The organism is Collinsella sp. CLA-ER-H4 (genome assembly GCF_040092395.1).
In the GTDB taxonomy this organism is placed as follows: domain Bacteria; phylum Actinomycetota; class Coriobacteriia; order Coriobacteriales; family Coriobacteriaceae; genus Collinsella.
In genome coordinates this window covers 1-23,434 of record NZ_JBBNLQ010000014.1, presented here as the reverse complement: position 1 = coordinate 23,434, position 23,434 = coordinate 1, and the positions used below count along the sequence as shown (strand labels likewise).

Annotated in this window: 19 protein-coding genes and 1 tRNA gene; 16 read left to right on the top strand and 4 right to left on the bottom strand. The window is 59.4% G+C overall.

Going from position 1 to position 23,434, the window contains the following annotated elements; translation table 11 throughout:
- Window positions 1-8 precede the first annotated feature (8 nt).
- The 3 genes from AAAX34_RS08350 to AAAX34_RS08340 all read right to left on the bottom strand — a co-directional run bounded on the left by AAAX34_RS08350 (window position 9) and on the right by AAAX34_RS08340 (window position 3,647).
- Window positions 9-941 carry an FHA domain-containing protein gene (locus AAAX34_RS08350; RefSeq protein WP_349110840.1) on the bottom strand — a complete coding sequence of 311 codons (933 nt, stop codon included), beginning with the start codon at window positions 939-941 and terminating at the stop codon, window positions 9-11.
- A 398-nt stretch (window positions 942-1,339) separates the two neighbouring features.
- A complete protein-coding gene (locus AAAX34_RS08345) occupies window positions 1,340-2,089 on the bottom strand; it encodes an SDR family NAD(P)-dependent oxidoreductase (RefSeq protein WP_349110838.1) in 750 nt (249 codons plus the stop codon).
- 214 nt (window positions 2,090-2,303) lie between these two features.
- Window positions 2,304-3,647: a homoserine dehydrogenase gene (locus AAAX34_RS08340; protein WP_349110836.1), complete on the bottom strand. Its 1,344-nt coding sequence runs from the start codon at window positions 3,645-3,647 to the stop codon at window positions 2,304-2,306.
- Window positions 3,648-4,187: 540 nt separating this feature from the next.
- Here AAAX34_RS08340 and AAAX34_RS08335 point away from each other — a divergent pair.
- The 7 genes from AAAX34_RS08335 to AAAX34_RS08305 all read left to right on the top strand — a co-directional run bounded on the left by AAAX34_RS08335 (window position 4,188) and on the right by AAAX34_RS08305 (window position 10,703).
- Window positions 4,188-5,375 (top strand): ABC transporter substrate-binding protein, encoded by a 1,188-nt coding sequence (locus AAAX34_RS08335; RefSeq protein WP_349110834.1) that lies wholly within the window; start codon window positions 4,188-4,190, stop codon window positions 5,373-5,375.
- A gap of 139 nt (window positions 5,376-5,514) precedes the next feature.
- Window positions 5,515-6,396 (top strand): branched-chain amino acid ABC transporter permease, encoded by an 882-nt coding sequence (locus AAAX34_RS08330; protein ID WP_040358647.1) that lies wholly within the window; start codon window positions 5,515-5,517, stop codon window positions 6,394-6,396.
- 9 nt (window positions 6,397-6,405) lie between these two features.
- Window positions 6,406-7,485, top strand: coding sequence for a branched-chain amino acid ABC transporter permease (locus AAAX34_RS08325; RefSeq protein WP_349110833.1), 1,080 nt, complete (start codon window positions 6,406-6,408; stop codon window positions 7,483-7,485).
- A complete protein-coding gene (locus AAAX34_RS08320; protein ID WP_006234439.1) occupies window positions 7,475-8,335 on the top strand; it encodes an ABC transporter ATP-binding protein in 861 nt (286 codons plus the stop codon). Before AAAX34_RS08325 ends, AAAX34_RS08320 begins: the two co-directional genes overlap by 11 nt.
- A 12-nt stretch (window positions 8,336-8,347) precedes the next feature.
- Window positions 8,348-9,049 (top strand): ABC transporter ATP-binding protein, encoded by a 702-nt coding sequence (locus AAAX34_RS08315; RefSeq protein WP_035137222.1) that lies wholly within the window; start codon window positions 8,348-8,350, stop codon window positions 9,047-9,049.
- Between the two features lie 175 nt (window positions 9,050-9,224).
- Window positions 9,225-9,902 carry a copper homeostasis protein CutC gene (locus tag AAAX34_RS08310; protein ID WP_349110831.1) on the top strand — a complete coding sequence of 226 codons (678 nt, stop codon included), beginning with the start codon at window positions 9,225-9,227 and terminating at the stop codon, window positions 9,900-9,902.
- 3 nt (window positions 9,903-9,905) lie between these two features.
- Window positions 9,906-10,703, top strand: a complete 798-nt coding sequence (locus AAAX34_RS08305) for a DUF4931 domain-containing protein (RefSeq protein WP_349110829.1) — start codon at window positions 9,906-9,908, stop codon at window positions 10,701-10,703.
- Between the two features lie 30 nt (window positions 10,704-10,733).
- Here the strand turns inward: AAAX34_RS08305 and AAAX34_RS08300 are convergent, their stop codons facing one another.
- The gene (locus AAAX34_RS08300; RefSeq protein ID WP_349110827.1) at window positions 10,734-11,732 is read right to left on the bottom strand and encodes a bile acid:sodium symporter family protein; all 999 of its coding nucleotides are present in this window, start codon (window positions 11,730-11,732) and stop codon (window positions 10,734-10,736) included.
- 274 nt (window positions 11,733-12,006) lie between these two features.
- Between AAAX34_RS08300 and recJ the strand changes: the two genes are divergently transcribed.
- The 9 genes from recJ to rplT all read left to right on the top strand — a co-directional run bounded on the left by recJ (window position 12,007) and on the right by rplT (window position 22,949).
- A complete protein-coding gene (recJ, locus tag AAAX34_RS08295; RefSeq protein WP_349110825.1) occupies window positions 12,007-15,294 on the top strand; it encodes a single-stranded-DNA-specific exonuclease RecJ in 3,288 nt (1,095 codons plus the stop codon).
- 15 nt (window positions 15,295-15,309) lie between these two features.
- Window positions 15,310-17,670: a bifunctional (p)ppGpp synthetase/guanosine-3',5'-bis(diphosphate) 3'-pyrophosphohydrolase gene (locus AAAX34_RS08290; protein ID WP_349110824.1), complete on the top strand. Its 2,361-nt coding sequence runs from the start codon at window positions 15,310-15,312 to the stop codon at window positions 17,668-17,670.
- Window positions 17,671-17,758: 88 nt separating this feature from the next.
- Complete coding sequence (locus tag AAAX34_RS08285; RefSeq protein WP_349110822.1) at window positions 17,759-18,442, top strand: MBL fold metallo-hydrolase; 684 nt, start codon at window positions 17,759-17,761, stop codon at window positions 18,440-18,442.
- A gap of 194 nt (window positions 18,443-18,636) precedes the next feature.
- Complete coding sequence (gene fba / locus AAAX34_RS08280; protein WP_035137086.1) at window positions 18,637-19,503, top strand: class II fructose-1,6-bisphosphate aldolase; 867 nt, start codon at window positions 18,637-18,639, stop codon at window positions 19,501-19,503.
- A 254-nt stretch (window positions 19,504-19,757) separates the two neighbouring features.
- Window positions 19,758-21,191 (top strand): transglutaminase-like domain-containing protein, encoded by a 1,434-nt coding sequence (locus AAAX34_RS08275; protein ID WP_349110821.1) that lies wholly within the window; start codon window positions 19,758-19,760, stop codon window positions 21,189-21,191.
- Window positions 21,192-21,230: 39 nt separating this feature from the next.
- Window positions 21,231-21,317 (top strand) — tRNA-Leu (locus AAAX34_RS08270).
- Window positions 21,318-21,749: 432 nt separating this feature from the next.
- Window positions 21,750-22,319, top strand: coding sequence for a translation initiation factor IF-3 (infC, locus tag AAAX34_RS08265; protein WP_006234423.1), 570 nt, complete (start codon window positions 21,750-21,752; stop codon window positions 22,317-22,319).
- A gap of 32 nt (window positions 22,320-22,351) precedes the next feature.
- On the top strand, window positions 22,352-22,543 hold the full coding sequence (gene rpmI, locus AAAX34_RS08260) for a 50S ribosomal protein L35 (RefSeq protein ID WP_006234422.1): 192 nt from the start codon (window positions 22,352-22,354) through the stop codon (window positions 22,541-22,543).
- A 46-nt stretch (window positions 22,544-22,589) separates the two neighbouring features.
- A complete protein-coding gene (gene rplT / locus AAAX34_RS08255) occupies window positions 22,590-22,949 on the top strand; it encodes a 50S ribosomal protein L20 (protein ID WP_006234421.1) in 360 nt (119 codons plus the stop codon).
- The last annotated feature ends 485 nt before the right edge of the window (window positions 22,950-23,434 follow it).

The following is a 23,434-nucleotide window of genomic DNA, read 5'->3' as shown; positions in this document are numbered from 1 at the left end:
TTCTATGGTTAGTAATGTTGATTTGCTAAGGCAGCCGTCGTTGCTACGACGGCAAAAGTAGTGCTGAGGCCCAGGCGCAGGATGTCGCCGGGGTACAGCTGGGCAGGTGCGCCGGAGCTGATGTCGAGTTCGCTGTTATCGACTGTTCGAATCAGATGCGTGCCGTTGGTCGAACCGAGGTCTTGTGCGTACCAAGCATTGTTCTCGGCGAAGATACGGAGATGCTTGGCGGAGACATCCAGCCCAACATCGGTGACAGCGCCGTCTTCGAGTGCGAGCGCTCCGATGGTGGTGCCCATGGCAGAAGGCTCAATGACATAAGGGCCGCCGATGACGAGTTCGTTATCGATCCTGATAAGGCCGATCGCATGTTCGGTGCCCGTTTGTTTTAAATCGCATGGACAGAAAGAAATACTTGAGGGGGTAAACGACCTGACATTCTCTGCGAATTCAAAGCGGTTCCTGATGTACGCGATAGCACGGGCCGGATCGCACCAGCAGGCGGTCGAAACAACGAGCGCGATTGAGATAAGAGCCCTGTCATCTTTGTCTGGCTGGCAGCTGACGAGGCGCGAGGCGGCGTTCCGGTAAAGGAGCCCATTGCGCCCACAGGCACTGAGCGCTTGAGCCATCGCGTCAGTTGCTGCCGCAATCATGGTATAGATGTCGGCGTTCGAATACCCTTTTTCCTGTAGCTTGTGCAGGATTTGATTCGATGCGCAGGACCAGTCGGTAAAGTAGCGATCTTCTAGGGAGCCCGGCTGCGAGTGCACAATCGTGCGCGAAAGCCAGCTGGTGTCCTGTGCCATTTGGGCGGTAGGCTGTCCATTTGTTAACGGCAGATCGGATAGTAACAGTTCAGCAAGTGCGCGATGGCTCAGGGTAAATGAAGTCTTGAACAGGGAGAACATGACCTCGAGCGGTGTTTGCCGTCTTGGCATGATACTCTCCCTTCCTTGATCTTATTCGCTAAATAAAGGATAAGGGTGCCACTAGCCGATTTTACTGTGCAACAAATTGCACGTCGGCGAGCGGTCGTGCTGCCTGATGCGCTTGCTCCAGAATGAGAGCTGGTTATCTTAGGGGTGCTATACGGTCTCGTTTTGATTAGGATGGCATGACTCAACCGCCCTTCGGGAAACTGTGCCCCGGAATGGATAACCAGATTGGGATGTAGTTTCCGCAGTCCCGACCCGTTGCGGAAACGGTGTCCCAGAATCGGCGAAACGGGACGCAGTTTCCCTTACAAACAGAACAAGGCGCGCTGCCTGCAGTTGATGCAGACGGCGCGCCTTTTGCGTTGAGCTCCGTTGAGGTCCGAAATCGTGGCTTGCGACCTTTAGGAGCGGGCGGCTCCGTCGACGGGGAGCACGGCGCCCGTGACATAGGATGACATTTCGCTCGCTAGGAAAACGAAGGCGTTGGCGATGTCCTCGGGCTCGCCCATGCGGCCGAGCGGAATAGTGGCGATGATGGGCTTGATGACCTCTTCGGGCAGGTTAGCGACCATGTCGGTCTTAGTCACGCCAGGGGCAACGGCGTTGACGCGGATGCCCATGGGGGCGAGCTCGCGCGAGAGCGACTGGACCATGCCGTTGACGGCAAACTTGGACGTGGGGTAACCGACGCCGGAAGGCTGGCCGTACTTGGCGACCATCGAGCTTGTGGTAGTGATGGTGCCGCCGTGGCCGGCCTCGGTCATGATCTTGGCAGCAGCCTGGTGGCCGTTAAAGACGGCGACGACGTTGATGTCCATAACTTTGGCGAACTCCTCGGCTGTATAGTCCAAAAGGGGCGAGCGCTGGGAGATGCCGGCGTTGTTGACGACCGTATCGAGACCGCCCATGTCGGCTGCAGCCTGGGTAAAGGCCTCGGTCACGGCCTCGAGCGAGGTGAGGTCGCAGGAACGGCCCCAGACCTTGGCGTCGGGATAGACGGCTGTCAGCTTCTCAACGGCTGCATCGGCAGTCTCCTGGCGCGAGCCAAAGACGGTGACGGCGGCACCCTCCTCGATAAAACGGCAGGCGATGGCATAGCCGATACCGCGCGTGCCTCCGGTGACGATTGCTTTCTTGCCCTCGAGCAACATGGTGCCTCCATTCTTCGGGGGTGGACGTACGCAGCACAGCGTAGCGGTAGCCGGAATCGGCCGCGTTTGCATATCGGTGAACGGTAGCCCGCGTTACCGATGAGCGGCTCGCGCAAATGTGCTCTGCCGTTGTGCTTAGGGCAGGAGACAAAAGGGCTCCCGTCCCACATCGGACGGGAGCCCTCAAAGCGCGTATTGCTAGGCGATTGATGAGTTAATTGGCCATGACGCCTTCGGTCCAGGCCTCGACGTCCTCGATACGCAGGACGTTGGCGACCTCGGCTACGCAGTCGACGCTGGCAAGCTCGGCCGCGGCAGCCTGGACGTCCTTCTCGAGCGCGCGGTGCGTCAGGAAGATGACCGAGCAGGCATCGCTGACGCCCGACTTGCCGTCCTCGACCTGGTTGATGAGCGAGATCGAGATGTTGTGCTTGGCAAAGATGTCGACCGTCTCGGACAGGGCGCCCACGCGGTCGGCGACCTTCAGGCGCACATAGTACTTGGTCTGGAGCTCGTCCATGGGCTTAAAGGCGAGGTTGTGACCATAGGGCTCAATCTCGGGCAGTGGGGCCACGCCGCGGCTGATCTGCTCGGAGAGCGACAGGATATCGCCCACGACGGCGCTCGCGGTGGGGAAGGAGCCTGCGCCGGCACCGTAGAACATGGTCTCGCCCACGGCGTCGCCTACCACGTAGACGGCGTTCATGGCGCCGTTGACTTTGGCAAGCATGTGGTCGGCGGGGATCAACGTGGGGTGCACGCGGACGTCGACGCCGGCGGCGGTGTTGCGGGCGATGCCGAGCAGCTTAATGGTGTAGCCGAGCTCGCGGGCCTGGGCGATGTCCTCGGCGCCGATGGTACGGATACCCTGTTGGTACACATCGTCGGTGGTAACGCGGGTGCCAAAGCCGATGGAGGCGAGGATGGCCGTCTTGCTGGCGGCATCGAAGCCGTCGACGTCGGCGGACGGGTCGGCCTCGGCATAGCCCTTAGCCTGTGCGTCGGCAAGCACGTCGGCGTAATCGGCGCCCTCGGCGTCCATGCGCGACAGGATGTAGTTGGTGGTACCGTTGAGGATGCCGGCGATGGTCAGGATCTTGTTGCCCACCAGGTCGTGCTCAAGCGTGCTCACGATGGGGATGCCGCCGCCGCAGCTGGCCTCGCACTTAATCTGCACGCCGCACGCGCGCGCCTTCTCGGCAAGCGTCTCGACGTGACGGCCCAGCAGGGCCTTGTTGGCAGAGACGACGTGCTTGCCGTGCTCAAAGGCAGTGGTAAAGATCTCGGTTGCGGGATGCTCGCCGCCGATCAGCTCGACGACGATGTCGACGGCGGGGTCGGTGACGACGTCATGCCAGTCACTCGTAAAGGCCTCGCGCTCAATGCCTGCCGCCTCGGCCTGCTCCCAGGCAAGCGCGCAGGCGCGGGTCAGCTTAAGGTCGATGCCGTAGGCTGCCAGGTACTCATCGTGGTGGCTCTTGATCAGACGGGCCACGCCGCCGCCGACGGTTCCCAGACCGATCAGACCGACGTTCACGGTGCGCAGGGGTTCGCTCATAGATAGCTCCTTCGTGCATCTCATGGATGGATTAACCGCTTAAAGGTTGAGTGCATTCTAGCGTGAACCGAGGGCGCGTGCTCGCCAGGCAACAGGAGTCGCACAAAACGGCACCCCCGAAACGCTGCGGAAACATTGGAAACATGCTCGCTACAAACGGAACTCCGTAACAAACTGTCAACGTTTGCGCCATAAGGTTTGCCCTGTGCGACTGGGGCATGCAGGCACTCGTCGGCCTCGTCGCGACTGGTGCCGCCGTCGCCGCCTAGGTGCGCACAAAACGCAACCGGTGAGGCTGTTTTAATCAGGGCAAGGACGCTTGTAACAGAATGGAAACATTGCTTTTACATAATAAAGTGGCTAAACTGCATAAACAGACAGAAATACGCAGAAATATGGATAAATGAACAAATCAAAAGAAAAGTCGAAATAACCGCCACTTTTCCTAACTAAAGCGTCTACTATTTTGCGAACGCCGAACACGGCGAAGGATGGCCTGTCGGGTAACCGAAACCCGACGAGATTTGAGAGGAGAGCCGCATGTCGAGCCTCACCGGTAAGTCATTGAACCCTGTTATGAATCGCAGGAGCGTTATCGCGAGCGCAGCAGGTCTGGGGGCGATGTCCATTCTAGCTGGCTGCTCCTCCAACGGCGGCGACAGCGGTTCCGCTTCGAGCGACGCTTCGTTTAAGATCGGCACCATCGGCCCGCTGACCGGCGCCAACGCGTCCTACGGTAAGTCCGTTACACAGGCTGTCGAGCTTGGCTGCAAGGATTTCTCGACTAAGGAGCTGCCGCTTGTCAGCAAGGCCGAGGACGACCAGGCTGACGGCGAGAAGGCCGTCAACGCCTTCAACACCCTGCTCGACTGGGGCATGCAGGCCCTTGTCGGTCCGACCACCACGGGTGCGTCGGTCGCCGTTGCCGCAGAGTGCGGTAACGACCCCGAGACGTTCATGATTACCCCGTCCGCGTCCTCCGAGGACGTTACCAAGGGCAAGGATTGCGTCTTCCAGGTTTGCTTCACCGACCCCAACCAGGGTGTCAACGCTGCCAAGTTCCTGGCGCAGAAGTATGCGGACGAGAAGTTCGTGCTGTTCTATAACTCCGGCGACGCCTATTCTTCGGGCATCGCAGATTCCTTTAAGGCCCAGGCCGCTGAGTCCAAGCTCGAGATTGTTGACGAGGAGACCTTTAAGGACGACTCCGCCACGAGCTTTACCAACCAGCTGACCAAGGCCAAGCAGGCCGGCGCCACCATGATCTTTGCGCCGATCTACTACACACCGGCGTCCGTCCTGCTCAAGAACGCCAAGGACATGGGCTACGACGTCAAGATGATGGGCTGCGACGGCATGGACGGTATCCTGGGCGTTGAGGGCTTCGATACCTCTCTTGCCGAGGGTCTGCTGCTCATGACCCCGTTCTCCGCCGACGACGAGAAGAACGCCGACTTCGTCAACGCTTACAAAGATAAGTACGGCGATACTCCCGACCAGTTTGCCGCCGACGCCTACGACGGCGTGCATGCTGTGGTCGAGGCTCTCAAGGAGGCCGGCCTGGGTGTCGACGCCGACCCCACCGAGGTTGCCGAGAAGCTTCCCGAGGCTATGCGCAACATTACTGTTGACGGCCTGACTGGCAAGCTCTCCTGGAACGACAAGGGCCAGGTCCAGAAGGACCCGACGGCGTACGTCATCACCGACGGCAAGTACGTACAGGCTTAATTGGCCGCCTTACATAGAGCGGTTTTGATCCCAAGCAGGGGAGGTTTTGGCCTTCCCTGCTTGCTTGGTATCTAGGGACAGTGTAACGTCCCTGTTTCATACATTAACTGGAAACCTATTCGAAAGGGGGATGTGGAACATGACGGTTTTTATCCAATACCTGGTCAACGGCCTGTCCATGGGCAGCGTCTACGCCATCATCGCGTTGGGCTACACCATGGTCTACGGTATCGCCAAGATGCTCAACTTCGCTCACGGCGATGTCATCATGGTCGGTGCCTATGTCTCGTTCTGCGCCACGTCGTATCTCGGCCTCCCGGGCTGGGCATCTGTAGTTCTCTCTTGTGTGGTCTGCACGGTTCTCGGTGTTCTCATTGAGGGTCTGGCCTATAAGCCGCTGCGCCAAGCAGGCCCGCTGGCCGTTCTGATCACGGCCATCGGCGTGTCTTACTTCCTGCAGAACGCCGCGCAGCTTCTGTGGGGCGCCACGCCCAAGAACTTTACTTCGCTCGTCACCTTCCCGGTGCCGGAGTTCTTGGCCAAGTTTAACGTAAGCGCCGTCTCGCTCGTCACCATCGTCGCCTGCCTGGTTATCATGGCCGGCCTGATGTTCTTTACAGGTAAGACCAAGATGGGCAAGGCCATGCGCGCCGTGTCCGAGGACAAGGCCGCCGCTCAGCTCATGGGCATCAACGTCAACCGCACCATCTCGATGACGTTCGCCATCGGCTCCGCCCTCGCTGCCATCGCCGGCGTGCTCCTGTGCTCCTACTCGCCGGTCCTGCAGCCCACCACGGGCGCCATGCCTGGCATCAAGGCCTTCGACGCTGCCGTTTTCGGCGGCATCGGCTCCATCCCCGGTGCCTTTGTCGGCGGCATTCTCATCGGCATCATCGAGGCGATGGCGCAGGCTTACATTTCCACGAGCCTTGCCAACTCCATCGTCTTTGGTGTTTTGATCATCGTTCTGCTCGTCAAGCCTGCCGGCCTCTTGGGCAAGTACGTCCCCGAGAAGGTGTAGGTGAGCGTTATGAAGTTTCTTAAAGACAAGCAGACGCGTCACGACTTTGTCACGTACGCCATGTGCGTTATGGCGTTCGCCATCGTGTTCTTTATGCAGTCCAACCACATGATCCCGCGCATGATCGCCGGTCAGCTGGTTCCCATCACGGCCTATATCGTCATGGCCATCTCCCTTAACCTCGTCGTCGGCATCGCGGGCGACTTGTCGCTGGGCCACGCGGGCTTTATGAGCGTCGGTGCCTATACGGGCATCGTCACTGCCGTCGCGCTGGAGAGCACCGTTCCGTCCGATCCCATGCGTCTGATCATCAGCATTGTGGTCGGCGCTATCGCTGCTGCCATCTTGGGCTTCTTGATCGGTATCCCGGTCCTGCGCCTGAGCGGCGACTATCTGGCCATTGTGACCCTGGCTTTTGGCGAGATCATCAAAGAGGTCGTCACCTGCCTCATTGTGGGCGTCGATTCCCGCGGCCTGCATGTGATCTTTAACATCACGGGTAACTCTACGATCGACGACCTGCACCTGCTCGAGGACGGCACCGCCATCATCAAGGGCGCGCAGGGCGCATCGGGCGTGTCGACCTATTCGACCTTCCTTGCCGGCGCAATCCTGGTTATGGTCGCGCTCGTGATTGTGCTCAACCTGGTTCGCAGCCGTACCGGTCGTGCCATTATTGCCGTGCGCGACAACAAGATCGCTGCCGAGTCTGTGGGCATCTCCGTCACCCAGTACCGCATGATCGCCTTCGTGGTTTCCGCTGCCCTCGCCGGTGCTGCCGGAGCCCTGTTCGGCGGTAACTTCTCGCAGCTTTCCGCCACTAAATTCGACTTCAATACGTCCATCCTCATTCTGGTGTTCGTGGTCCTGGGCGGCCTGGGCAACATGCGCGGCTCCGTTATCGCCGCGGCGCTGCTCACGGTGCTCCCCGAGCTGCTCCGTCAGTTCTCGGACTACCGCATGCTCATCTACGCCATCGTGTTGATTCTGGTCATGGTCTTTACTAACAACCCACAGCTCAAGGCGTTCTTCGCACGCATTAAGGACCGCTTTGCTTCCAAGAAGGAGGTGGCAGCCGATGCCCAGTAAGTTTGAGTTCAACAAGGGCAAGATGGTCCCGTATCCTTCTGGCGCCATCGTTCCCGACCGCGACTTGGGCCAGCGCCCGGCGCTCGAGTGCATCCACCTGGGCATTGAATTCGGCGGCCTTAAGGCAGTCGATGACTTTAGCCTGACCATCGGCAAGACTGAGATCGCCGGTCTCATCGGCCCCAACGGCGCCGGCAAGACCACGGTCTTCAACCTGCTCACCAAGGTGTACCAGCCTACGCACGGCACCATCCTGCTCGACGGTGAGGACACTTCGGGCAAGTCGGTCTACCAGGTCAACCGCATGGGTATTGCCCGTACGTTCCAGAACATCCGCCTGTTCAATACCATGACGGTGGAGGACAACGTTAAGGTCGGCCTGCACAATCAGGAGCGCTACTCCGGTTTTGAGGGCGTGCTGCGCCTGCCGACGTATTGGAAGCACGAGAAGGCCGCCCACGAGCGCGCCATGGAGCTGCTGTCCATTTTTGACATGGAGCACCTGGCAAATGAACAGGCCGGCTCGCTTCCTTACGGCGCTCAGCGTCGTCTGGAAATCGTCCGCGCGCTTGCCACCAACCCCAAGCTGCTGCTGCTCGACGAGCCTGCCGCCGGCATGAACCCGTCCGAGACCGCAGAGCTCATGGCGAACATCGTCAAGATTCGCGACACCTTCGGCATCGCCATCATGCTTATCGAGCATGATATGTCGCTCGTCATGAACATCTGCGAAGGCATCTGCGTGCTTAACTTTGGCAAGGTTATCGCCAAGGGCACGGCAGAGGAAATCCAGAACAACGACGCCGTTATCGAGGCGTATCTGGGTAAGCAGGATAAGGGGGAGAACTAAATGGCAGAGCCGATGCTTTCCGTCTACAACATCAATGTCTGGTACGGCGCCATCCACGCCATCAAGGACATCTCCTTTAACGTTAACGAGGGCGAGATCGTGGCCCTGATCGGCGCAAACGGTGCCGGCAAGTCCACGACGCTTAAGACCGTCTCGGGCCTGTTGCGCTCCAAGACCGGTTCCATCAAGTTTATGGGCGAGGACATTACCCATACGCCCGCTGATAAGCTGGTTGGTAAGGGCTTGGCTCAGGTTCCCGAGGGTCGTCGCGCCTTTTTGCAGATGACGGTTGAGGAGAACCTGGAGATGGGTGCCTATACGCAGCCCAAGTCCACGGTGGCTCCGGGCCTGGAGCGCGTCTACGAGCAGTTCCCGCGCCTAAAGGAACGTCGTCGCCAGGTCGCCGGCACCCTTTCAGGTGGCGAGCAGCAGATGCTCGTTATGGGGCGCGCCCTTATGAGTAACCCCAAACTGCTTATGCTCGACGAACCTTCCATGGGTCTGGCACCGATTCTGATCGAACAGATCTTCCAGATTGTCGAGGACCTGCACAAGGCCGGCACCACGGTGCTTCTGGTCGAGCAAAACGCACAGATGGCACTTTCGATCGCTACGCGCGGCTACGTGCTCGAGACCGGCAAGATCACCATGACCGGTACCGGACAGGAGCTCCTGCACGACGATAACGTCCGCAAAGCCTACCTCGGAGGCTAACCCACCTAACAAAAGGGGCGCTGACTATCTCAGTCAGCGCCCCTTTTTTAGTTGCGGTGAAATAGGGACTGAATACGGGCTCCAGAGGCCAAAAGAGTCCCTATTCCACCGCAACTTCATGGGGATGTGTGACAATGCCCGTCGGAAAACATCTGCTGTCTTTGGGGGTCTATCTATGCTGTACGAGTTTTGTGCCGAGAACTTTGAGCGGGTGCCGGCGGCTATCGATGCCGGTGCAAGGCGTATCGAGCTGTGCGACAACCTTGCCGTTGGTGGCACCACGCCTTCTGCCGGCGTTATCAGCGCTACAGTCAGCTATGCTCACGAGCATGACGTGCGAGTGATGTGCATGATTCGCCCGCGTGGCGGCGACTTTCACTACAACCAGGACGAGTTGCGTATGATGGAGATGGACCTGGGCCTTGCCGTGAGCGCCGGCGTTGACGGCTTAGTCTTTGGCTGCTGCAAGCCCCGCGCTGGCGGATGGGCACTCGACGAGCTTACGTTGGGCGCTCTCGTGATGGCCGCGGGCTGCGCGACCGAGGAATGCAAGCGTGAGCCCATCGACATCACCTTCCACATGGCGTTTGACCAGCTCTCGCTCGAGGCTCAGCTCGATGCCATTGACACACTCGCCGACTGCGGCATTACGCGCATCCTGACGCATGGTGGCGCTGCTGGAACGCCGATCGAGGACAACTTCGAAAACCTGGCCCGCTTGATCGAGTATGCGGGCGACCGCTTGACCATCCTTCCCGGCGGCGGCATTTCCACGGTCAACCGCGATACCGTGGCGGCGGCACTGGGCGTCTCCGAGCTCCATGGCACCAAGATTGTGCCGCTGGAGGTATAACCCGTGGCGCTGGTATTTGACGTTCGGCAGGCGAACGGTAAGCCCGACGACAACCGTCGTCCCGGCACCGCGTGCCCCTTTTGCGATACCGAGGAACTCGCCAATATCATCCGGCGCGACGGTGACTGCATCTGGCTCGAGAATAAGTTTAAGACCTTGCGGGCCACTCGCCAGACCGTATTGATTGAGTCGTCCGACCACGACGCCGACCTGGTGACCTATGCGCCGGACGAGCTGCATCATGTTATGCGGTTTGCTCTGGATTGCTGGCAGCGGATGATTGACTCCCGACAGTATCGCAGCGTTCTCATGTACAAGAACAAGGGTCCGCTCTCGGGCGGTAGTCTCGTTCATCCGCACATGCAGATTGTGGGTTTGGAGCAGGAAGACGGCTATGCTTCGCTGACTTCCGCCAATTTCGAAGGTATCAATGTCTGGCAACAGGGGAGAATCTCGGTCAATATCTCAACCGAACCGATCATGGGGTTCTTTGAGATCAACGTTTCAGCTCCGCAGGGAATCGCCGCCAGCGATGACACGAGAGACCAAGCCGAGGCGGATCTCTTCGCCGATGCGATCCAGGTAGCTCTGCGCTATATCCTGAACGAGCACCACGGTGGTCGCGCAGAGTCGTACAACCTGTTCTTCTATCGCCTGGGCGGCCGGACCATTGCCAAGGCGCTGCCGCGTTGGGTGGTTTCGCCCTACTTTGTCGGGTATCGGCTGGCTCAGGTCAATGCTGAGACCACGCTCGATGTCGATGCTGAGCGCCTGCGTGCGCATCTGGAAACGCTCGTATAGTAAGACTAACACCCGCGTAATGCGGACAGTCTAGCGTCCCATGGCGTCGCGGCCGGCCTCGACCCGCTTGCGCTGGGCGGCGCGCTCCTCGCCGGTCAGACGCTCAAAGAGATGCCCGATAAGCGAGGCGAGCACCTGCTGAAACAGCGTGCCACACATGACGGGGAACACGACCTCGCCGGGAAAATACTGCGTGGCGATGACGGCGCCCGAAGAGATATTGCGCATGCCGCAGGTAAAGCACATGGTAGCCGTCTCGCTATATGGCAGATGCAGCGCACGGGCGACCAGAAAACCGACGACAAAGCCGCTGATGGCGAAGGTCAAAATAAAGAGGGCGACTTCCAGGCGCACCGCGTTCATGTGCAGCACGTACTCGCTCATGGCGGTGGAGTTGGAGGCGATAACGCCCATCATCATGAATTTGCAGGCGGGCGAGAGCGCGGGGGAGAGCTTCTCGTGTCCCCATCCACGCGTGAGCTCGTTGATCATGATGCCGAGCACGGCGGGGATGGCGATCATAAAGGCCATGTCCTGCATCATGCTCGGCACATCGATCGAGACGGTGGCACCCAGCAAGAGCTTAAGCGTGAGCGGAATCGTCACAGGGGAGATAACCGAGGACGTCAGGATGATGGTGAGCGCGAGCGGGCCGTTGCCGCCGAACATGCTGATCCACATAAAAGCGGTGACGGCCACGGGCACGCTGTACTCGAGCACGATGCCGCAGACAAGGTTGGGGTTGGAGCCAAAGAAGAGTGACCCTATGGCATACGCCGCGATGGGAATAAGCACTGCCGAGACCAGCAGCGCCAGAATCAGGTGCAGCGGACGGTGGAACACCTCGGCTACCTGGTGAAAGGTGTTGCTGAGCGCGCCCTGAAACGTCATAAAGGCGAAGAGGGCGGGAACAATGGGCTTGAGCACGCCGATCTGCTGGGGAAAGAGCACGCCGAGCGCCACGCAAATCGGAACGATGATCTGCATATGCCCCGCGAGGAACTTTCCCAGTCCAGCCCATTGCTTCATATGTCCCGTGACTCCCTTTATCCGCGAACTCGTTTGTATGGATATGCTAGACGTTCGTATGCGTCCGTGCGGTTGAAACGCTCGATTATTTCGAGGCCATTACCGCCATCGTTTGCCGAAACCGCGGCGCACCGCGGCGTTTTGCGTCCGCGCTGCACGGTATAATAAATCCGTTCAACAGATCTGCCTGCCGAAGCGGGCATACACAGAGGACTCATCGCTATGAACCGTGAGAGGTATCGCGGCGACCTGCCCCTATCAGGGGTGGGTGCCTATGTCATCGCTTAAGACGACGCATCGCTGGGCGGTCGCTCAGCAAAACCCCGAGCTCGAAAAGGAGCTTTCGGCTGGTCTGGGCATTCCCGGGCTGGTGGCGCGCATTATGGTCGCGCACGGCATTGCATCCATTGAGGAAGGCCAACTGTTTTTGACGCCTTCGCTCGATCGCGACTGGGCGGACCCGCTCGTTATTCCGGGCATGGCGGTCGTCGCCGACCGCGTTGAGCGCGCTATTCGCAGCCACGAGCGCATCGCCGTCTTTGGCGATTTTGACGTCGACGGCATAACGTCGACTTGCCTGTTGACCGAGGCTCTGCGCACGTTTGGCGCCGATGTCACGCCGTTTATTCCGCATCGCTTTGACGAGGGCTACGGTCTTTCGCGCGCGGCGCTCGACCGCGTTAACGAGCTCGCTCGCCCCCAGCTGATCGTGACCGTCGATAACGGCATTGCCGCCAAGGAAGAGGTTTCCTATCTGGAGAGCCTGGGGATCGATTTGGTGGTCACGGACCATCACGAGCCCTCCGACCAGGTGCCGCAGGGTGTGCCCCTGACCGACCCCAAGCTCGAGGACGAGGGCCCCTCGCGCGAGCTTGCCGGTGCTGGTGTGGCGCTCAAGCTGGTGCAAGTCCTGGGTGAGCGCCTGGGCAAGCCGTCGTATTGGCGTTCGCTAATCGAGGTCGCGGCGCTGGGCACCGTGTCCGACATGATGCCGCTCACGCCCGAGAACCGCGCGCTGGTTGCCGAGGGCATCCAGCAGATGCGCGTAACCGCTCGCCCCGGCTATATCGCGCTTGCCGCGCTTGCCAAGGCGGACCTTTCGAGCATTACGGCGGATGGCCTGTCATTCTCGCTCATTCCCCGCTTAAACGCCGCCGGTCGCATGGCCGATCCCAAGCTGGCGCTCGACCTGCTGCTTGCCCGCAATCCCATCGAAGCAAGCGCGCTGGCGGCTGAGCTCGAGGAAATCAACCGCCAGCGCCGTGAGATCGAGGCGGAGCTCACGCGCGATGCCATGGCAAAGGTCGAGGAGACCTATGACGGCGGACGCGCGATCGTCGTGGGCGGCGAGGGCTGGCACGAGGGTGTCAAGGGCATCGTGGCAAGCCGTCTGACCAACCGCTATCACGTGCCGGCGCTGCTGTTCTCGATCGAGGACGGTATCGCGCGCGGCTCTGGTCGCTCGGTGGGCAAAGTTAACCTGTTTGACGCCGTCGAGCGCTGTTCCGACCTGCTGATTCGTCGCGGCGGACATGCCGGTGCGGTGGGTGTGACCATCGAGGCATCCAAGCTCGATGAATTCCGTCGTCGCCTTTCCGCCGTGCTATCGGAGATTCCCGCCGAGGACTTTGAAGACATCGACGAGGTTGCCGCCACGGTCGACCTTTCCGAGCTGAATATCGAGACTATAGAGCAGATTTCCCGTCTTGAGCCGTTTGGCCAGGGCAACAAGGTGCCGCTGCTGGCCGCCGAGGGCGTGACGATGTGCGATCGCGCCGTGGTGGGCAAAACCGGCGAGCACATGCGCTTTGCGGCGACCGATGGCGCCGCGAGTGTGCCGGCCATTATGTTCCGCGTGCCGCAAATCGATAAGCTCATCAACTGCGATAGCGCTGTCGACTTGGTGTTCGAGGCCGTTGCCGAGCATTGGCAGGGGCGTGTGAAGCCCAAGCTCATGATCAAGGATGTTCTGGTCCGCGATACCACGCTGCCCAGCGTCGACGATCCGGCATGCGAGCTTCGTCGTGGCGTGCAGCCGGCGGATTCCGGCCTGCGCCTGGAGTCGCGTAAGCGCGAGACACTCGCCCAGCTTTCTTATACCGAGCTGACGCGCTCGCTTATCCATAGCTTTATAGGCTCGGACCAGCCGCACCGCGCGCAGGTCGAGGCGCTCGATGCCCTGGCCGATCACCAAAGTGTTCTGGCCGTTATGGGAACGGGGCGCGGCAAGTCGCTCATCTTCCATGTGCATGCCGCGCGCGAGGCGGTTCTTCGCGGGCGTGCGAGCATCTTTGTCTATCCGCTGCGCGCGCTCGTTGCCGACCAGGCCTATCACCTTTCGTCGACGATGGCCGCGCTCGGCATTGGCGTCGGCGTGTTGACCGGCGAGACCGTGGAGGCGGCACGCGATGACGTGTTCGCCGGTCTAGCTTCGGGCCGCACCGGTATCGTGCTCACGACGCCCGAGTTCCTGTCTATCCACCGTGACCGTTTCGCGCGTTCGGGCCGCATCGGCTTTGTCGTTATCGATGAGGCGCACCACGCCGGCCTTGCCAAGGGCGGCGACCGTAGCGCCTATCTTGACATGCCCGATATCCTCAAAGCCCTGGGCGACCCGGTCGTTATGGCTGCGACGGCCACCGCGACGGCTCCGGTCGTGGCCGAGCTTGCCCGCATGTTGCCGATCACTCGCACGGTGGTCGACGAGACGGTGCGCGAGAACCTGCAGCTCGAGGACGACCGCGACCTTGCGAGCCGCGAGAACCGTTTGGTGTCGATCGTGGCGACGGGGGAGAAGACCGTCATTTACGTCAATTCGCGCGACCAGTCCGTGGCGCTCGCCAAGACGTTGCGCAAGCGTGTGCCCGATTGCGCAACCCATATCGCGTTCTATAACGCGGGGCTTGCGCGTTCCGATCGCCGCCGCGTGGAGGAAGCATTCCGAGACGGAAGCCTCAGCTGCATCGTTTCGACCTCCGCCTTTGGCGAGGGTGTCAACCTGCCCGATATCCGCCATGTCGTGCTCTACCACATGCCGTTTGGCGGCATTGAGTTTAACCAGATGAGCGGACGTGCCGGCCGCGATGGCCAGCCCGCCGTGATCCATCTGCTCTATTCGTCGCGCGACGCCCGCATTAACGAGCGCCTGCTCGACTGCTATGCGCCCGAGCGCGACGAGCTCGTCACGCTCTATCGCGCGCTGCAGACCATGTGGCGCTCCAACCGCGGCAAAACCGGGGACGATTCCTTTAGCGCGAGCGATATCGACATCGCGCAGATGTGCCTTGCCATCGATGCCCGCACGCCGGTCGACGAGCGCTCGGTGGAAAGCGGCCTGGGAATCTTCGAAGAGCTTGGTTTCTGTCGAGTTTCGGGGTTTGACGACACTCGTCGCATCGCGATGGCCGAAAACCCCGGCCGCGTGCAATTGAGCAGGTCAATTCGCTATTTGGAGGGCTTGCGCTCGCGCATGGAGTTTTCGGCTTTCCGGAGCTGGGCGCTCGATTCGTGCGCTTTTGATATGCTAGCCAAAGTTAACCGCCCGATCGTACCGCGGGCCTAGGGGAAGGGGACCTCGATGGATGCCGCAGCCCGTACCGCCCATGATTCCACCCTCCAGCCGTTTTCGGAGATGGAGCACTATAAGCATGCCGATGAGCTGCCGCCCGAGATTATGGCGGACAGCTACGACAAGCTGGAGCGCCTGTGCCTCAAATATATGAATGAGGACGACTTTTCTAAGGTGGAGCAGGCCTATTGCTTTGCCGCCGAGAAGCACTGCAACCAAAAGCGCCGCTCGGGTGAGATGTACATCAACCATCCCGTCGAGGTGGCCATCATTTTGGCCGACCTCAAGATGGACTGCGATGTGGTGTGCGCCGCGCTGCTGCACGATACCGTCGAGGACACCGAGACCTCGCTCGCCGATGTTTCCGGCCTGTTTGGCGATACGGTGGCCGAGCTCGTCGATGGCGTGACCAAGCTCACCAACATCGAAGTCGACAGCATGGACGAGAAGCAGGCGCTCACGCTGCGCAAGATGTTCCTCGCCATGTCCAAGGACATTCGCGTCATCATCGTTAAACTTGCCGACCGTCTGCACAACATGCGAACGCTGGCAGCCCTGCGCGAGGATCGTCGCCTGTTTAAGGCTCGCGAGACCATGGACGTGTACGCGCCCTTGGCCGACCGCCTGGGCATGAGCTCTATCAAGTGGGAGCTCGAGGACCTGTCCTTCTTCTACCTGGAGCCCGATGCCTACCAGCGCATCGCGCGCATGGTGGCTGAGTCGCGCGAGGTCCGCGAGCGCTACCTTGCCGAGACCATCAAGACGCTTACCGATGAGCTCAACCGCATTGGTCTGGAGGACTTCCAGATCAACGGCCGCTCCAAGCACTATTGGTCCATCTACCAAAAGATGAAGCGCAAGGGCAAGGAGTTCTCCGAGATCTACGACCTGGTGGCGCTGCGCGTAATTACCCATTCGGTGCGCGATTGCTACTCCACGCTCGGTGCGGTGCATACGCTGTGGCACCCCATGCCCGGTCGCTTTAAAGACTATATCGCCATGCCCAAGGTCAATAACTACCAGTCGCTCCACACGACGGTCATCGGCCCCACGGCTCGTCCGCTCGAGATTCAGATTCGAACCTACGAGATGCATGAGCAGGCCGAGTACGGCATTGCCGCCCACTGGCTTTATAAGAAATCGGGCGGATCGTCTGCTTCCAAGACCAATGACGCTCAACGTTTGGACGACCAGATCAACTGGCTCAAGCATTCGCTCGATTGGGCGGCTTCCGACGAGATCACCGATGCCAAGGAATACCTGCACTCGCTGAAGGTCGATCTGTTCGATCAAGAGACCTTTGTCTTCACGCCCAAAGGCGAGGTCATGGCGCTTCGTGCTGGCTCCACGCCGCTCGACTTTGCCTACGCCGTTCACACCGAGGTGGGCAACCACTGCGTCGGCGCTAAGATCAACGGTGCGGTGGCCCCGCTCACGCACGAGATCAAGACGGGCGACCGCGTCGAGATCCTGACCAACAAGAGTTCCAAGCCGTCGCGCGATTGGCTCAAGATCGTCAAGACGCCTTCGGCCAAGTCAAAAATTCGCCGTTATTTCGCCGCTGCGACCAAAGACGATGACGCTGCTGCCGGTCGCGATATACTGGCCAAGGACCTGCGCAAGCGCGGGTATGGCATCTCTACGCCGCGATCCACGCGTGCGCTCAACGCCGTGGCGGAGCAGTTTAACTACAAGCAGCTCGAGGACCTGTTTGCCGCCGTCGGCGCCGGCAAGGTTGCCCCGCGCGCCGTGGGTAACAAGGTCGAGCAAATCTTGGACCCCAAGCCCGAGGAGCAGCTCACCAAGACCGAAGCCATTGCCGAGGTCGTCAAGCAGCCCGCTCGCGGCTCCAACCGCAAGCCGCAAAATCGCGGCAAGAGCGCCAGTAACGGCATTATCGTCAAGGGCGAGAGCAACAGCGGCCTGCTGGTCCGTCTGGCTCATTGCTGCAACCCCGTGACGGGTGACGACATCGTCGGCTTCATCACGCGCGGTCGTGGCGTTTCGGTGCATCGCGCCAACTGCCCTAACGTCAAGGGCCTCATGGAGCACCCCGAGCGCATGATTGACGTAGAGTGGGATGGCGCTGCCGACACTCTCTTCCAGGTCGAGATCGTGGTCGAGTGCCTGGACCGCATGGGCCTGCTCAAGGACGTCACCATTGCCATTGGCGATGCAGGCGGCAATATCCTTTCTGCCGCCACGTCGACCAACCGCGAGGGTATTGCGACCCTGCGCTTTATGGTCGAAATATCGGATGCGAGCGGCCTGGATCCGCTGCTGGCTTCCATCAGCAGTGTCGATTCGGTCTACGACGCTCGCCGTCTTATGCCCGGCGAGGGCGGAGCGCAACTCAAGCGCCGTGTGTAGGTGCGAGAGCCTCTCAGCATCATAGATATTGGTTACGTTCGAGGCATCGTTTGGTGCCTCGAACGTATTTTAGAAGGAGGGTATGCGCATGGGCGATATGACTTTGGACCTGACACCCCGAGGTGCGGCTTCGATTGAGGCACTCGTCAACGGCCCGATTCAGACCAACAGCTACGCCGTGATTTCGAATGACGAGTGCTTAATCGTCGATCCGGCGTGGGAGGGAGAGCGTCTTGTGGAGCATATCCGCACCGCGCATCCCGAGGTGCGCGTACTCGGCTCTGTCTGCACGCACGGTCATGCCGACCATGTTGGCGGGGTTGCCGGGGTTCGAGCTGTCGTTGGCGACAGCGCACTATATGAGTTGTGCGCTAAGGACGTGACGGTACCTCGCGCAAATATCGAGGAGCAGCGCGCCATGTGGGGTATCGAGACGCCCAATCCGGGTGAGCCGACGCGTTTGCTTGCCGAGGGCGATACAATCGAGGTGGGCGACGTCTGCCTGCAGGTGATCGAGACGCCGGGGCATACGCCGGGCGGCATCGTCCTGTTCGCCGCGACCGAGCAGGGGAACATCGCCTTTGTGGGCGACACGCTTTTCCCGGGCAGTCACGGTCGTACCGATCTTTCCGGCGGTGACGAGGCGGCGATTATGCGCTCGCTCTCCAAACTTGCCAAGACGCTTCCGCCCGATACCGTTTGCTTGACGGGCCATGGCGATTCGACCACGATGGCGCGCGAACTTATGCAGAACCCGTTTATGCAGATGTAGGCTCGAAGCCGTCTTTCGAACCACGAAGACCGGTCAATCGTCAAGCTATTTTCCCCAGTGGGTCGATTCTGTGGGGCAAACGGTCAAAATTTGTCCAATCGGATGGTATTCGTGAACAAACGAACGTTTATGCTCGGGTATGTCGTGGTAAAATCTCAGGCGTTATCGGAGCAACCTTACAGGAGGTTTCTTTTATGCTCGTCAACGCAGCAGACATGCTCAAGAAGGCCGAGGCCGGCAAGTACGGTCTCGGTGCCTTCAACACCAACAACCTCGAGTGGACCCTGGCTATTCTCCAGGCCGCCGAGGAGGCCAAGTCTCCGCTGATCCTTCAGTGCACCGCTGGTGCCGCTAAGTGGATGGGCGGTTTCAAGGTCTGCGCCGACATGGTCAAGGCTGCCGTCGAGGCCACGGGCGTTACCGTTCCCGTCGCCCTTCACCTCGATCACGGTTCTTACGAGGACTGCTTCAAGTGCATCGAGGCCGGCTTTACGTCCATCATGTATGACGGCTCTCACGAGGAGACCTTCCAGCTTAACCTCGACCGCACCAAGGAGCTCGTTGAGCTTGCCCACTCCAAGGGCATGTCCATCGAGGCCGAGGTCGGCGGCATCGGTGGCACCGAGGACGGCGTGACCTCCAGCGGCGAGCTCGCTGATCCTGCTGAGTGCAAGCAGATTGCTGACCTGGGCGTCGACTTCCTCGCATGCGGTATCGGCAACATCCACGGCGTGTACCCTGCCGACTGGGCTGGCCTTTCCTTCGAGCGTCTGGGCGAGATCAAGGCTCAGACCGGCGACCTGCCCCTCGTCCTGCACGGTGGCACCGGCATCCCCGAGGATCAGATCAAGAAGGCCATCTCCCTGGGTATCTCCAAGATCAACGTCAACACCGACCTGCAGCTCGTCTTCGCCAAGGGCGTTCGCGAGTACATCGAGGCTGGCAAGGATCAGCAGGGCAAGGGCTTTGACCCCCGCAAGCTCCTCAAGCCTGGTCGCGACAACATCGTTGCCCGCACCAAAGAGCTTATGGAGGAGTTTGGCTCCGTCAACAAGGCGTAAGTAGCGGTTTAACTTCCCGCCGGAGGCCCCGTTCACCCTACGCTTTTCCCTTGCGCTCACCTGGCTTTGCCAGAAGTCGCGCAATGGGAAAAGCTCCGGGTGAACGGGGCCTCCTTTGTTAACTCGCTACAGGGTTACTGGGCTGAATTCATTTTTAGAGGTACCGTTTATCGGTGTTGAGGGTTCCTTTATTGGGGCTTTCTTTTTATCTCGCTACAATGGGCTTCAAGAGTTCTAATGACTTGGAGTTTGGTATGGCTGTTGTTAATGTGTTGCCTTCGGATGGGAAGGTTATTGACGAGGGTCCTGTTGGTTGCTCTGTTGATGTTTGCAATGATGACTTCCGTTTTCTAGATGTTGGCTTGCCACCCGAGATTCTGCGTTTAAAGGACGCGGGGTATCTTTCGCAGGCTATTGAGGCCTGCGACCGTCTACTTGCCCAAAATCCCGATCCCTCGCTTGCTGCCTGCGTTCGTGCCGAGCGGTATCGCATGCTTGAGACGCCGCTTCATTTTTCGGTGTCGCGCGATCGAGCTATTGCGATGATCCGCGAGGAGTGGCCTGGGTTTACCGAGGAGCAGTTTGACGATCTGATTGACCGTAAGCGTATTGACTGGCGCTTTATCGATGGCGAGCTGTTCGTTCTCGACAACTTCCTCGATTCGCTTCGCGTATATCCCAATGAGGTCCCCGGCATGCGGCCCGATCCTACGGACGGAATTGCACTGCGCAACGAGATGCTCAAGGAGATGGAGTCGCAAAACGGATTGGCTCGCGTCATTACGCTTAAAGCGTCCGTGTCTGTCCCCGGCGCTCTGGAGGGGGAGACCGTTTGCGCTTGGCTTCCCGTCGCGGCTGCCTGCCGTCAGCAGTCTCGGGTCGAGATTCTCGACATGACGCCGGAGGGTGCTGTTGCTCCCGCGAACGCTTCGGCGCGTACCGCCTCGTGGTCTTCTTCGAGTGAACGCTCATTCTCGGTGACCTATCGTTATCACATCGATGCTGCTTATTGTGATGTCTACGGTGGCACACTTCCGGTTCATCCGCGTATGGACGCGCCTCTGCCCGAGGATATTTCCGAGGACCGTCCGCATATTGCATTCACGCCGTATCTGCAGCAGCTGACGGCCAGTGTTGTTGACGGACTCGTGGATCCGCTCGACCGCGCCCGCGCTATCTATGATTACCTGACGCAGCATATCGACTATCGCTATCAACCGCCGTACTTGCTTTTGGGATCTATTGCCGATGACTGTGCGCATTCGCTCCGCGGCGATTGCGGCGTTATGGCGCTCACGTTTATCACCATGTGCCGTATCGCGGGCGTGCCTGCCCGTTGGCAGAGCGGCCTGTATGTTGCGCCCGATTCGGTGGGGTCGCACGACTGGGCAGAGTTCTATACGCCGCAGACCGGTTGGCTCAACGCCGACGTGTCATTTGGATCTTCTGCTCGCAGGATGGGGGAGGAGTGGCGCCGCCGTCACTACTTTGGCAATCTCGATCCGTGGCGTATGGTGGCCAACGATCGATTCCAGGCAGAGTTTGAGCCCTCTTTCGACGGCATGCGCGAGGATCCTTACGATAACCAGATGGGTGAGGCTTCGGTCGAAGGTCGTGGATGCCGTCAGCGCGAGATGCTCCGTACGGTCGAACTCATGGAAATGCTCGAAGTTCCATTTTCGGACTAATCGGTAGAAAGCTGTGATAAACTAACTCACGCATTGCGTGCCCGAGTGGCGGAATTGGCAGACGCAGTGGACTCAAAATCCACCGTTGGCAACAACGTGCGAGTTCGAGTCTCGCCTCGGGCACCATACATGCAAGCGAGCGTTCAAGGGGGGTTGCGGCCCCCTTTTTCGTGCCGAACTCGCGTGAGCGCGCGAAGCGTTAAGCAAACAGGCCTGTGGCCTGTTTGTAGCGGAGCGTGGCGAGGGCGCCGCGCGCCCGAAGCCCGGGGCTTCGCGAAGCGAAGGCCCTTCGAGTCTCGCCTCGGGCACCATACATGCAAGTGAGCGTTCAAGGGGGTCAAAGCCCCTTTTTCGTGTACGTAATGTGATAACGCGCTGTACGTGTTATTATTCGCAAGGCGTTGTTCCCGCAATGCCCTAAAGAGGAACCCGAGGGTTCCCACCTTTTGGCGCCAATGAGCAGCTGACTGGTCATACAAATTAGATTCTCTTCCTCAAATCGAGGATGTCTATGTGTACGACCTGGTTGCTGAGAAGCGCCGGGTTATTTTTTTATGAATGGAGGTAGGGAAAATAGCTAAGTCTGATGACACCCGCATCAACGACGAGATCACTGCATCTTCGTGCCGTTTGATTGGCGTCGATGGCTCTCAGCTCGGCCTGTTCGCCATCCGCGATGCTCAGCGCGTCGCCGACGATCAGGGTCTCGACCTGGTCGAGATCGCTCCCAACGCGGAGCCGCCGGTCTGCAAGGTCATGGACTACGGTAAGTTCAAGTACCAGCAGGCCATGAAGGCCAAGGCTGCTCGTAAGAACCAGTCCAAGGTCGAGGTCAAGGAAATGAAGTTCCGACCCAAGATCGACGTTGGCGACTACGAGACCAAGAAGGGCCACGTTCTGCGTTTCCTCAAGAAGGGCGCACGCGTTAAGATCACCATCATGTTCCGCGGCCGTGAGATGGCTCACCCGGAGCAGGGCCTTAACGTTCTCGAGCGTCTCGCCGAGGATCTCAAGCCTTACGCTACGGTCGAGTCCAAGCCTAAGATGGAAGGCCGTAACATGCTTATGCTGCTCGCCCCGATTAAGGGCGCCTTCGATGAGGATAAAGCGGCAAGCGATACCAAGTAACTAGTGTTCTGTAACCGATTAAGGAGTATTTCATGCCTAAGATGAAGTCCCACAGCGGCACCAAGAAGCGTTTCCGCAAGACTGGTACCGGCAAGCTTATGCGCGCCAAGGCTTTCAAGAGCCACATCCTGAGCAAGAAGTCCACCAAGCGTAAGCGTGGCTTCCGTCAGGAGACCGAGATCGCCGCTGCCGACCGCAAGGTCATCAAGTCGCGTCTCGCCTAAGTTCGCGTTCCCGTTTTTCGTTTTACCGTCTAGGAGTTGATAGAACATGGCACGTATTAAGCGCGCTGTTGCCGCCAAGAAGAAGCGCCGTACCGTTATGCACCGTGCGAAGGGTTACTACGGTGCCGCTTCGCGTACTTACAAGCATGCTAAAGAGCAGGTCCAGCACTCCCTGCAGTATCAGTATCGTGATCGCCGCAACAAGAAGCGCGAGATCCGTTCTCTCTGGATCACTCGTATCAACGCTGCTGCTCGCCTGAATGACATCTCTTACTCTCAGTTCATGCACGGCCTGAAGGTTGCCGGCATCGAGCTCGACCGCAAGGTCCTGGCCCAGATGGCTTACGAGGACATCGAGTCCTTCAACGAGCTGGCTACCATCGCCAAGAAGGCTCTCGAGGCCTAATAGATTCTCTTGAATCGCTAGGGGAGTGTCGCGTTGTGCGCGGCGCTCCCTCTTTTTATCTGAAGCGCTGGTTTATATAGCAAAAGCGCGGGTAGATAGACACTTACAGGTGACCGATCTTTATATATCTCTTAACCGAAGGGTCATCATCTGATACGTGCAGTATTTCTGCACCAGCCTTTCTATGACTTATATAGGAAGCGATGTATTGTGTAGGAAATGTGTACAGCCAGATTCCCGCCCACGGGGCCCCTCCGGTCTGGCAATATATCTCCTTGCCGCGCGGCCCGGTGGAACCGGGAACCAGCGCAGGCGTGCACCTTGAGAACCGGATACTGCGAGGATGGACACACCAGTTGTGTCGCATCCGGGCAGACATCGAACCATTTGAAATGGTCTAACTTGGATTTGTTTTTCGCAAGGCCGCCGAGAGGCGGCCCCGAGAAATTCCTTTTCCTATACTAAAACCATATGAATCGAACGGA